The sequence below is a fragment of the Nocardia sp. CA-119907 genome (assembly GCF_050955995.1).
GTDB lineage: Bacteria > Actinomycetota > Actinomycetes > Mycobacteriales > Mycobacteriaceae > Nocardia.
Genome location: NZ_CP192091.1, coordinates 7,207,948 through 7,220,052, shown reverse-complemented (window position 1 = coordinate 7,220,052; position 12,105 = coordinate 7,207,948). Strand labels below are relative to the sequence as shown.

The 12,105-nt window shown below is 65.6% G+C and carries 10 protein-coding genes; 8 read left to right on the top strand and 2 right to left on the bottom strand.

Annotation, left to right across the window (positions count from 1 at the left end; all coding sequences use genetic code 11):
- Positions 1-226 precede the first annotated feature (226 nt).
- The 8 genes from aceE (at position 227) to ACQP2D_RS32240 (ending at position 10,767) form a co-directional block, all read left to right on the top strand.
- Positions 227-3,046, top strand: coding sequence for a pyruvate dehydrogenase (acetyl-transferring), homodimeric type (aceE, locus tag ACQP2D_RS32275; RefSeq protein WP_433685829.1), 2,820 nt, complete (start codon positions 227-229; stop codon positions 3,044-3,046).
- An 11-nt stretch (positions 3,047-3,057) separates the two neighbouring features.
- On the top strand, positions 3,058-4,392 hold the full coding sequence (locus ACQP2D_RS32270; protein ID WP_433679685.1) for a PucR family transcriptional regulator: 1,335 nt from the start codon (positions 3,058-3,060) through the stop codon (positions 4,390-4,392).
- 128 nt (positions 4,393-4,520) lie between these two features.
- Positions 4,521-5,435 (top strand): ACP S-malonyltransferase, encoded by a 915-nt coding sequence (locus tag ACQP2D_RS32265; protein ID WP_433679684.1) that lies wholly within the window; start codon positions 4,521-4,523, stop codon positions 5,433-5,435.
- A gap of 124 nt (positions 5,436-5,559) precedes the next feature.
- Positions 5,560-5,859, top strand: coding sequence for a meromycolate extension acyl carrier protein AcpM (acpM, locus tag ACQP2D_RS32260; RefSeq protein ID WP_040688302.1), 300 nt, complete (start codon positions 5,560-5,562; stop codon positions 5,857-5,859).
- A 10-nt stretch (positions 5,860-5,869) separates the two neighbouring features.
- A complete protein-coding gene (locus ACQP2D_RS32255; protein WP_433679683.1) occupies positions 5,870-7,120 on the top strand; it encodes a KasA/KasB family beta-ketoacyl-ACP synthase in 1,251 nt (416 codons plus the stop codon).
- 127 nt (positions 7,121-7,247) lie between these two features.
- A complete protein-coding gene (locus tag ACQP2D_RS32250; protein WP_433679682.1) occupies positions 7,248-8,681 on the top strand; it encodes an acyl-CoA carboxylase subunit beta in 1,434 nt (477 codons plus the stop codon).
- 161 nt (positions 8,682-8,842) lie between these two features.
- The gene (dctA, locus tag ACQP2D_RS32245; protein ID WP_433679681.1) at positions 8,843-10,243 is read left to right on the top strand and encodes a C4-dicarboxylate transporter DctA; all 1,401 of its coding nucleotides are present in this window, start codon (positions 8,843-8,845) and stop codon (positions 10,241-10,243) included.
- Positions 10,244-10,296: 53 nt separating this feature from the next.
- The gene (locus tag ACQP2D_RS32240) at positions 10,297-10,767 is read left to right on the top strand and encodes a winged helix-turn-helix transcriptional regulator (protein WP_433679680.1); all 471 of its coding nucleotides are present in this window, start codon (positions 10,297-10,299) and stop codon (positions 10,765-10,767) included.
- A gap of 21 nt (positions 10,768-10,788) precedes the next feature.
- Here ACQP2D_RS32240 and ACQP2D_RS32235 read toward each other — a convergent pair whose 3' ends face one another.
- Complete coding sequence (locus tag ACQP2D_RS32235; RefSeq protein WP_433679679.1) at positions 10,789-11,484, bottom strand: nitroreductase; 696 nt, start codon at positions 11,482-11,484, stop codon at positions 10,789-10,791.
- Positions 11,485-11,860: 376 nt separating this feature from the next.
- Positions 11,861-12,085, bottom strand: coding sequence for a hypothetical protein (locus tag ACQP2D_RS32230; RefSeq protein ID WP_433679678.1), 225 nt, complete (start codon positions 12,083-12,085; stop codon positions 11,861-11,863).
- Positions 12,086-12,105: the final 20 nt, after the last annotated feature.

Sequence of the window (12,105 nt, the reverse complement as noted above, 5' to 3'; positions counted from 1 at the left end):
CCCTGACATGATGACCTGGGCCACATCTTCCGCAAGGATGGAGGTGCGCCCGAACCTAACGTAGACGGGTGGTCCGCCAACCAAGCGTGCCCATCCGGGGAAACAGACGCCTATCAGCTTGTCCACCCCTGTACGAGGAGCAGATTTGACCGACCTGATCCACTCTTCCGCACCAGCGAAATCCGCTGGTACCAACGCCGCGCCCGGTGATCCGAACGGATCGCACGTGCCGCCGACCGGCGGGCGGGTGCGGGTGATCCGCGAAGGGGTGGCGTCCTACCTACCGGACATCGACCCGGAGGAAACCTCCGAATGGCTCGAATCGTTCGATGACATGCTCGACCGGGAAGGTCCGGGCCGCGCTCGTTACCTCATGCTCCGGCTGTTGGAACGCGCCGGTGAGCGTAGGGTCGCCATTCCATCGCTGACCTCCACCGACTACGTCAACACCATTCCGACCGAGAACGAGCCGTGGTTCCCCGGCGACGAAGAGGTGGAGCGACGCTTCCGGGCCTGGATCCGCTGGAACGCGGCGATCATGGTGCATCGGGCGCAGCGTCCCGGAATCGGTGTCGGCGGCCATATTTCGACCTACGCGTCCTCGGCGGCGCTCTACGAGGTCGGCTTCAACCACTTCTTCCGCGGCAAGGACCATTCCGGCGGCGGCGATTCGATCTTCATCCAGGGGCACGCGTCGCCGGGCATCTATGCCCGCGCGTTCCTAGAGGGCCGGTTGAGCACCGACCGGATGGACGGCTTCCGGCAGGAGTACAGCCACGGGGGTCCGGGCCACGGCCTGCCGTCGTACCCGCATCCGCGGTTGCTGAACGACTTCTGGGAGTTCCCGACGGTGTCCATGGGCCTGGGCCCGATGAACGCCATCTACCAGGCGCGGTTCAACCACTACCTGCACGACCGCGGCATCAAGGACACCTCCGATCAGCACGTCTGGGCCTTCCTCGGCGACGGCGAGATGGACGAGCCGGAGTCGCGCGGCCTGATCCAGGTGGCCGCGAACGAGGGCCTGGACAACCTCACCTTCGTGATCAACTGCAACCTGCAGCGTCTCGACGGCCCGGTGCGCGGCAACGGCAAGATCATCCAGGAGCTGGAGTCGTTCTTCCGCGGCGCGGGCTGGAACGTCATCAAGGTCATCTGGGGTCGTGAGTGGGACGCGCTGCTCGGCGCCGACCGCGACGGCGCGCTGGTGAACCTGATGAACAGCACCCCCGACGGCGATTACCAGACCTACAAGGCCAATGACGGCGCCTACGTCCGCGACCACTTCTTCGGCCGCGACCCGCGCACCAAGGCCCTGGTCCAGGATCTCTCGGATCAGGAGATCTGGAACCTCAAGCGCGGCGGTCACGACTACCGCAAGGTCTACGCCGCCTACGCGGCCGCGATGGCGCACAAGGGTCAGCCGACGGTGATCCTGGCCAAGACCATCAAGGGCTACACCCTCGGCAAGCACTTCGAGGGCCGCAATGCCACGCACCAGATGAAGAAGCTGACCCTGCAGGACCTCAAGGACTTCCGTGACCTGCAGCGGATTCCGATCTCCGACGCCGAGTTGGAGAAGGATCCGTATCTGCCCCCGTACTACCACCCGGGTATGCAGGCGCGCGAAATCCAGTACATGCTCGATCGCCGCAAGGCGCTCGGCGGCTTCCTGCCCGAACGGCGCGCGGCGGCGAAGCCGCTGCAACTGCCGGGCGATGAGGCGTACCGGTCGGTGCGCAAGGGTTCCGGTAAGCAGAACGTGGCCACCACCATGGCCCTGGTGCGGCTCATGAAGGAGCTGCTGCGGGACAAGGAGATCGGCAAGCGGATCGTGCCGATCATTCCGGACGAGGCCCGCACCTTCGGTATGGACTCGTGGTTCCCTTCGTTGAAGATCTACAACCGCAACGGGCAGTTGTACACCTCCGTCGACGCGGAATTGATGCTTGCCTACAAAGAGAGTGCTGTCGGGCAGATTCTGCACGAGGGCATCAACGAGGCCGGTTCGACCGCGTCGTTCACGGCGGCGGGCACCTCCTACGCCACCCACGGCGAGCCGATGATCCCGCTCTACATCTTCTACTCGATGTTCGGCTTCCAGCGCACCGGCGATGGATTGTGGGCCGCCGCGGATCAATTGGCGCGCGGTTTCGTACTCGGCGCTACCGCCGGGCGAACCACGCTGACCGGTGAGGGTCTGCAGCACAACGACGGCCATTCGCTGCTGCTCGCCTCCACCAATCCGGCCGTCGTCACCTACGATCCCGCGTTCTCCTTCGAGATCGCGCACATCGTGCGTGACGGCCTGCGCCGGATGTACGGCGGCGGCACGCCGCAGCCCGGTCCGGGCGCACTGCCCGGCACGCATCCGCACGGGTCCGCGGGTGAGTTCGGCGGCGAGGACGTCTTCTACTACATCACCCTCTACAACGAGCCGTATGTACAGCCCGCCGAGCCCGACGATCTCGATATCGCCGGACTGCTCAAGGGCATCTATCTGTACAAGCGCGGCGGCGAGGGCAGTGTGCGCGCGCAGATCCTGGTCTCGGGCGTCACGGTGCCCGATGGCGTGCGGGCCCAGGCGCTGCTCGCCGAGGAGTGGGGCGTGCAGGCCGATGTCTGGTCGGTGACCTCATGGGGTGAGCTCCGTAAGGAGGCCCTGGACAAGGAGATCGCTCAGCTGCGCAATCCGGGTACCGACGCCGGGGTTCCGTATGTCACCCAGGCACTGGCCCGGGTCGATGGTCCGTATGTGGCCGCGACGGACTGGATGCGTGCGGTGCCGGACCAGGTCCGCAAGTGGGTGCCCGGCGACTTCACCACGCTCGGCACGGATGGTTTCGGTTTCTCCGATACCCGTCCCGCCGCGCGCCGGGTCTACAACGTCGACGCGCAATCGATCGTGGTCGCCGCCCTGGCCGCACTGGCACGGACCGGCAAGATCGACCCCGCGAAGGCCACCGAGGCGGCGGCCAAGTACCGCATCGATGATGTCGACGCCGCGCCGAAGTCGGCTCCCGGCACCGAAGACGAACTCGCATAGCGGACGATTGGATGGTGGAACGTAAACCGCCGCGGCCGCGTCGGATCTCCGAAGGCTCCTCCGAGCACGAGGTGTATCTGCCGACGGGCGCACTCTCCCCGAACCGGCAAACCCGTGACCCGCTGCCGGACACGCTGCTCAAACGCGTGAAGCAGTTCTCCGGACGCCTCTCCACCGAGGCGGTCGGGTCCATGCAGGATCGGTTGCCGTTCTTCGCCGATCTGGACGCCGCGCAGCGCGCGGGTGTGCAGATGCTGGTGCAGACCGCGGTGGTGAACTTCCTGGAATGGCTGCAGGATCCGGAAAGCGATATCCGGTTCAGCCTGGATGCCTTCCAAGTGATCCCACAGGATCTGGCGCGGCGGCTGACGCTGCGCCAGACCGTGGACATGGTCCGCGTGGCCATGGAGTTCTTCGAACAATGGCTGCCCGCGCTCGCGCGCAACGACCGGCAGCTGGTCGCGCTCACCGAGGCGGTGCTGCGATACGGGCGTGAGCTCGGCTTCGCGGCCGCCTCGGTGTACGCGAGCGCCGCGGAATCCCGTGGCGCGTGGGATACCCGACTGGAGGCGCTGGTCGTCGACGCCGTAGTGCGCGGCGATTCCGGTCCGGACATGCTCTCGCGGGCCGCGACATTGAACTGGGATGCCACCGCGCCGGCGACGGTGCTGGTCGGCACCCCGCCGGGGGATCAGGGCGTATCGATGGTCGGTTCCGTGCACACCATCGCCGCGCGGCACGGCCGCGCGGCGCTGGCCGTTGTCCAGGGCTCGCGACTGGTCATGGTGGTCAGCGGAAATCTCGGCGATACCTCTTATGCCTCACCGTTTCTCGCGGATCTGCTGGCCGAGGTGTTCTCCGACGGTCCGGTGGTGATCGGCCCGACCATGCGGACCCTCGGCGCGGCGCATGCCAGCGCGGTGGAGGCACTGGCCGGAATGGAGGCGGTGGTCGGCTGGCGTGGGGCCCCGCGACCGGTGCACGCGGCGGAGTTGCTTCCCGAGCGCGCACTGCTGGGCGATCGAGCTGCGATCGACGCGTTGAACGAGTATCTTGTCCTTCCGTTGGCCGCCGCGGGTTCCTCGCTGGCGGACACTCTAGAGGCCTATCTGGACTGTGGTGGCGCTGTCGAGACGTGTGCCCGGCAGCTGTACGTTCATCCAAATACGGTTCGCTATCGCCTCAAGCGGATAGCCGAGATCACGGGCCGCGATCCGATGAATCCGAGGGATGCCTATGTACTCCGGATCGCCGCAACCGTGGGTCGTTTGACACGAACCCGTAACGAACCGTCAACACCTGTCCCAGAGGTCACTCAATTCTCGATGGGTAACGAAGGGCTGTAACGGATCCGGCGAACCGGTCGATCGGGACGCCCCACATGGGATTTTGTGGGACCCCCACAAAAGCGAGCAAAAAGGTTCATTCGCGTCGACATCTCGTGCGGCGCACCTCACAGTGTTCTCTTAGAGGTGTGATCGCGTTGTTCGCCCCTGGACAGGGGTCCCAGACACCCGGCATGCTCGCGCCTTGGCTCGACCTTCCTGGCGCGAACGATCGCCTCGCCATCTGGTCCAAGGCCTCCGGCCTGGATCTGCTCCGTCTCGGCACCACCGCGACGGCGGAGGAGATCACCGACACCGCCGTGACCCAACCACTCGTCGTGGCCGCGGCCCTGCTGGCATATGCCGAAATCGAGCCGGAGTCGCTGCCGGCCACTACCATCGTCGCTGGACATTCGGTCGGTGAGCTCGCCGCCGCCGCGGTCGCCGGAGTCATCTCCGCCGACGAAGCGGTGACCTTGGCCGCCATCCGCGGTGCGGAAATGGCCAAGGCGTGCGCGCTGGAACCGACCGGCATGTCAGCGGTGCTCGGTGGCGATGAGGCCGCCGTGCTCGCGCGGCTCGAAGAGCTCGACCTGGTCCCGGCCAACCGCAACGCAGCGGGGCAGATCGTGGCCGCCGGACGTTTGACCGCCCTGGCGGAACTCGCCGCGAACCCGCCCGAGAAGGCGCGGGTGCGTGCGCTGCCCGTCGCGGGGGCTTTCCACACCGCGTTCATGGCCCCGGCCCAGGACGCTGTGACGGATGCCATAGCCAAGATCACGCCGAACGAGCCGACCCGGACCCTGCTTTCGAACTTCGACGGCAAGCCGGTCGCCTCGGGCGCCGATGCGGTCGCTAAGCTCGCGGCGCAGGTCACCCGGCCCGTCCGGTGGGATCTGTGCACCGAAACCGTGCGACAGGCGGCGGTTTCGGCCGTGGCGGAGCTGCCACCGGCGGGCACGCTCGTCGGTATCGCAAAACGGGAGATGAAGGGCACGCCAACCCTGGCCCTGAAGACCCCTGAAGACCTCCCCGCGTTGGCCGGGTTCACCACTTCCGGCTAGCTTTCCCCCCGGCGATTGTGTAACCAAATGCACGATCGTGACCGAGCAGGCGGTAACCATCGGCTCGCTCGATTCGAAAAACAACAGTGAAGCCCTACAAAGTAGATAAGAAGGGAGCCACGAAGTGGCCGCTCTGACCCAGGAACAAATCGTCGAGGAACTCGGCAAGATCATCGAAGAGGTGACCGGTATCGAGCCCTCCGAGGTGACGATCGAGAAGTCCTTTGTCGATGACCTGGACATCGACTCGCTGTCCATGGTCGAGATCGCGGTTCAGACCGAGGACAAGTACGGCGTGAAGATCCCGGACGAGGATCTGGCCAGCCTGAAGACGGTCGGCGACGCTGTCGCCTACATCCAGAAGCTCGAGGCCGAGAACGCTGAGGCGGCCGCTGAGCTCAAGGCCAAGTTCGACGCCGAGTAGGGCCGACACCGTGACCACTCCTTCCACCTTGAACGGGAACTTCCCCAACGTCGTCGTTACAAGTATGGCGGCGACCACGTCGATCGCTGGTGATGTCGATGCGACGTGGAAGGGACTCCTCAACGGCGAGAGCGGTATCGACGTTCTCGAGGATTCCTTCGTCGAGGAGTACGACCTTCCGGTCCGCATCGGCGGCCACCTGAAGGTCAAGCCCGAGACCCTGCTGAGCCGTGTCGAATGTCGGCGCATGGCCTACGTCGAGCAGCTCGCGACCGTTCTCGGTCGTGAGGTCTGGCAGAACGCGGGCAGCCCCGAGGTCGATCCGGAGCGTCTGGGTGTGGCGATCGGTACCGGACTCGGGGGCGGTGACGCGCTCATCGACTCGGTCGACAAGCTGAAGAACGGTGGCTATCGCAAGATTTCGCCACTGGCAGTTCAGATGGTCATGCCGAATGGTCCGTCGGCCGTCGTCGGCCTCGAATTGAAGGCCAGGGCAGGAGTGGTCACTCCGGTCTCGGCATGCTCGTCGGGCTCCGAGGCCATCGCCAATGCTTGGCGGATGATCGTCATGGGTGACGCCGATATGGTCGTCACCGGTGGCGTGGAGGGTTTCATCGACGCGGTGCCGATCGCGGCATTCACCATGATGCGCGCGATGAGCACCCGTAATGATGACCCGAAGGGTGCCTCGCGTCCGTTCGACAAGGATCGCGACGGTTTCGTCTTCGGTGAGGCCGGTGCGCTGATGGTCATCGAGACCGAGGAGCACGCCAAGGCACGTGGTGCGACGATCCACGCGCGGCTGCTCGGCGCCGGTATCACCTCCGACGGCTTCCACTTGGTCGCACCGGACCCCACGGGCGACGGTGCCGCACGGGCGATGACCAGGGCGATGCAGACCGCGGGTCTGACGCCGAAGGACATCACCCACATCAATGCCCACGCGACCGCGACCCCGATCGGCGATACCGCCGAGGCGAACGCGATCAACAAGGCCGTGGGCAACCACGCTTCGGTGTATGCGCCGAAGTCGGCACTCGGGCACTCGATCGGCGCCGTCGGCGCCCTCGAATCGGTGCTCACCGTGCTCAGCATTCGCGACGGCCTCGTCCCGCCGACGCTGAACCTGGAAAACCAGGATCCGGAGATCGATCTGGATGTGGTGCACGGCGAGGCTCGCCGCCAGGAGATCGAGTACGCGATCAATAACTCGTTCGGTTTCGGTGGGCACAATGTCGCGCTCGCCTTCGGTCGGGCATAGCCGCCCCATCGACTGCACAACGAACCCCGGTGGGGTCGGCCATTCGACAGGTGGCCCGACCCCACCGGTGTTCGCCATACGCAGCCGCTGGTAGCGGCGCACTTCCTTGAGGTGAGGAGAAAACGCGATGACGATCATGGCTCCCGCGTTTCAACCAGAAACTTCGACCGATCCGCGTGATCCACTCGGTCGACTCCAGCGCTTCTTCGACCCTGGAACCGTTCTGCCGCTGCACCCGCGGGACAAGTCCGGTGTGCTCGCCGCGATCGGCGAGGTCGACGGTGTTCGCACCGTTGCCTACTGCTCGGATGCGACCGTCATGGGCGGCGCGATGGGTGTGGAGGGCTGCAAGCACATCGTCGACGCGATCGACACCGCCATCGATTCCGCCATCCCGGTGGTCGGCATCTGGCATTCCGGCGGCGCTCGCCTGGCCGAGGGTGTCGAGGCGCTGCACGCGGTCGGCCTGGTCTTCGAGGCCATGGTCCGCGCGTCCGGTCTGGTGCCCCAGATTTCGGTGGTGCTCGGCTTCGCGGCCGGTGGCGCCGCCTATGGTCCCGCGCTGACCGACATCGTGATCATGGCGCCCGAGGGCCGGATCTTTGTGACCGGTCCCGATGTGGTGCGCAGTGTGACCGGTGAGCAGGTCGATATGGCGACCCTCGGTGGGCCGGTGACGCACGGCAAGAAATCCGGTGTCACCCACATCGTGGCCAATGACGAGGCCGATGCGCTGCACCGCGGTCGTCGCCTCGTGTCGATGTTCGCCGAGCAGGGCGAATTCGATCTGGTTGCCGCCGCGCACGGTGATGTCGACCTGAAGGCGATGATGCCGGAGTCGGCCAAGCGCGCCTACGACGTGAAGCCGATCGTCCACGAGCTGCTCGACAACGTCGACGGCGAGTCCTCGTTCGAGGAGCTGCAGGGTGGTTACGCGCGCAGCATCGTGACCGGTCTCGGGCGGCTCGGCGGGCGCACGGTGGGTGTGCTGGCCAATAACCCGATCCGGCTCGGTGGCTGCCTGAACTCCGAAAGTGCCGAGAAGGCCGCGCGTTTCGTGCGGTTGTGCGATGCATTCGGTATTCCGCTGGTGGTGCTCACCGATGTGCCCGGGTACCTGCCCGGTGTCAGCATGGAGTGGGAGGGTGTGGTGCGGCGCGGTGCGAAGCTGCTGCACGCGTTCGCCGAGGCCCGCGTCCCGCGCGTCACGCTGGTGACCCGCAAGATCTACGGTGGCGCCTACATCGCGATGAATGCCCGGTCGCTCGGTGCGACTGCGGTGTATGCGTGGCCCGGCTCCGAGGTCGCCGTCATGGGCGCCAAGGCCGCGGTCGGCATCCTGCACAAGAAGGCGCTCGCGGCCGCGCCGGAGGACGAGCGTGAGGCGCTGCACGAGCGCCTGACGGTCGAGCACGAGCGCATCGCCGGTGGTGTCGAGCGGGCCATCGCGATCGGTGTGGTGGACGAGGTCATCGACCCGGCCAAAACGCGCAGCACCATTGCCGCGGCACTGGCGGCTGCGCCGGTGCGCAAGAGTCACCACAAGAACATTCCGCTGTAGATCCAGTAGCGGAAGCGGGTCTCGGGATTTTCCCCGGGGCCCGCTTTTCGTTCGTAATGTTCTCCACGTCCCACCTGGGGTGACGGGTATATATCGATCGGGATTCCGCTCAGCAATGTTGTTGAAACTTTGGTGATACGCATTGCTCGTACGTTGCCCGCATGAGCGTGACGATCGAATCCACCGCATCGACGGACCCGGTGCGCACATCGCCTTGGTACCGTTCGCTGTTCCTGCAACTGCTGGTGGCGATCGTGGCCGGAATTCTGGTCGGCAAACTGTGGCCCGACTTCGGTGCGGATCTCAAACCGCTGGCCGATGGGTTCATCAAGCTGATCAAGATGGTGATCGCGCCGATCATCTTCTGCACGGTGGTACTCGGCATCGCCCATGTGGGGGATATGAAGGCGGTGGGGCGGATCGGGGTGAAGGCCCTGATCTACTTCGAGGTGATCACGACCTTCGCGCTGCTGTTCGGTCTGGTGGTGGGCAATCTCGTCGAACCGGGCGGGGGATTTCATGTCGACGCGCAGACCTTGGCGACCGGCGCGGAGAAGATAGCGAAGACCACCAAGAACGGCGAGCTGCCGCATACCGTCGACTTTTTGCTGAATATCATTCCGGCGTCGGTGATTTCGGCGTTCGCGGAGAATGCGCTGCTGCAGGTGTTGTTCTTCGCGGTGCTGTTCGGGTTGGCGTTGGCGAAGTTCGGGGAGCGCTCGGGGACGGCAGCCGACGGAGTGGGCAAGCCAGTGCTGCCGGTGATCCTGGAGGCCGTGGATCACATCGGGAAGATCTTCTTCACGATCATCGGCTGGATCATGAAATTGGCGCCGATCGGTGCGTTCGGGGCGATGGCCTATATCGTTGGGCAGTACGGACTTTCCGCGCTGAGCAGTTACGGCAAGCTGATCGCCTGTTGTTACGCGGCGGCGGTGCTGTTCCTACTGGTGCTCGCGGTGGTGGTGCGGGTTTTCGCGGGGGTGAGCCTGTGGAAGCTGATCAGATACATCAAGGATGAGCTGTTCCTTGCGCTCGGCACCGCGTCGACCGAGGTGGTGCTGCCGCGGATCATGATCAAGTTGACCGAGGCCGGATGTTCGCGGGCCACCACCGGGCTGGTGATACCGACCGGGTACTCGTTCAATCTCGATGGTGCGACGCTGTATCTGTCCATCTGCGTGCTGTTCCTGGCGCAGGCGCTCGGTGTGGATCTGAGTCTCGGGGAGCAGATCACGGCGGTCGGCGTGTTGATGCTGACCTCGAAAGGTATGGCCGGGGTTCCGGGGTCGTCGTTCCTTGCGCTCTCGGCGACGATCACCGCCATTGGGCACGGGTCGATTCCGGTGGCGGCGGTCGCGCTGTTGCTCGGGGCCGATCGGCTGATGGATTCGATGCGGGTCACGGTGAATCTGCTCGGCAATTGCGTTGCGACATTTGTGGTGGCGAAGTGGGAGGGGCAGTTGGATTCGGAGCGGATGCGCAAGGTGCTGAATGGGGAACAGGTTCCGCCGCTGCAGGCCGCCGATCCGATGGTCGCGTATTCGGCGGAGGCGGGCTGAGCGGCGGCGAGGAAAGCCGCCGCCGGGCAACGACCGATCGGTAGCATCGACAGGTGCGCTACGAGGAACTTGCCGATGAGCCGTGCTCGATCACGCGGCCCCTGGTGATCCTGGGCGACCGCTGGACTCTGGTGATCCTGAAGTACGCGTTCGCGGGCGTCCGGCGCTTCAACGCGTTCCAGAGCGCACTCGGTATCTCCCGGAGTCGGCTACAGGATCGCCTCGACCGCCTGATCGAACACGGAATCCTGGTCAAGCAGAAGGCGGCCGTCGGTGCGCACGAGGAGTACCGGCTGACGCCGAAGGGCCACGATATCTACCCGATCCTGATGGCGATCCGGGACTGGGGTGATGCGTACATGGCCCCCGATGGGCCGCCCGTCGCATACCGCCACCGCGGGTGCACCGGTGAAGCACATGTCTCCCTCCAATGCGATTGCTGCGGCAGCGAACTCACCGCCCGGGAAATCACGCCGGAACCCGGACCCGGAATGACGGAGTTCCCCGGACGTCAGGCGGGCTGACCGCCTCGGATTTGGGGTGGGTCAGGCGCTGTGCCAGGTGGCGACCTGGTCGAGGTCTTCGCGAGAAGTGCGGAAGGCGTTGACCGGGTGATTCGGATTCGGATAGCCGAAGGAGATGGCGGCGACCACTCGGCGCTGCTCCGGGAGACCGAAATAGGTGCGGAGGAAGGGGGAGTAGGAGGCGAGGGCGGCTTGCGGGGCGGCGCCGAGGCCGAGGCTCTGGGCGGCGAGTAGGAAAGTGCCGATGTAGAGGCCGCAGTCGATGGCGCCGTAGACGCCGAGGTCGGCCTCGGTGGTGATGATCGCGACGTGCGGGGCGTCGAAGAGTTCGAAGTTGCGCCGTGCCTGGCGCATGGTGCCCGCGTGATCGCCCTTCACGATGCCGACACTGTCGTAGAGCCGCAGTCCGCATTCGCGTCGGCGATCGCGGTACACACCGGTGTACTGCGCGGGAAAGGCGAAATCCGGTTCCGGCGTCGCGGTGGCGATGTGTTCGAGAAGTTCCTCGCGGAAGCGGTCGGTGCCCGCGCCCTCGGTGACGACGACCTGCCAGGGCTGGGTATTGCACCAGGAGGGGGTGCGCTGGGCCAGTCGCAGCAGGGCCTCGATGGTGTCGCGGGGGATCTGGTCGGTCGTGAACTGTCTGCAGGTCCACCGGTCGTCGAGGAGGCGGCTCAAGGCCGTGAACTCGTCGGTCTGCAGGCTGGTCGGGCTCATGCGGCACCCTCTCGCACTTGGTCTTATTTCGAGACTGAACGCTAGCAGTTGTGGTCTCGTTTTGGAACTGGCAATCGCGCGGACCTGGGGCGGGCGTGGAATGTGATGCGGTGCTGTCGCGAAATTAATTGGCCCACAGTGTGATACGCGGTGCGCCAGACAATGAAAATAGGGGCTCGGGCGCTGGGGGCAATTCGGTGAAAGATGCCATACGGGTCCGACTCGACTTGTACTCTCCGGGCTGGACTGAAATGCTGCTACTCCTGATCTCTAGAACGGGGAACGTGTTGAAGGTTTGTCTCGCGGCCGTGTTCGCTTGCGGCGCGGTGCTTCTCGGCGCCACCGCATGCAGTAGCGGGACCGAATCGCATGACGATCACACCCCGACCAGTGCGTCGACGACTGCGGTCGCGCCGACCAGTGCGGTCGCGCCGTCGAGTAGTGCGCCCGAGGCACCGGCGCCCGCTCCGCAAGTAGTACCCGGGCCGGAAGCGACATCGATAGCGCCGCCCGCGCCGCAGCCGCAGGCGGTGCCGGCACCGCAAGCGCCGCCGGCGGCGCAGACGGCACCGCAGCCCGAACCGGCCAAGCCGGCACCCACTTTGACCGCACCTGGATTCG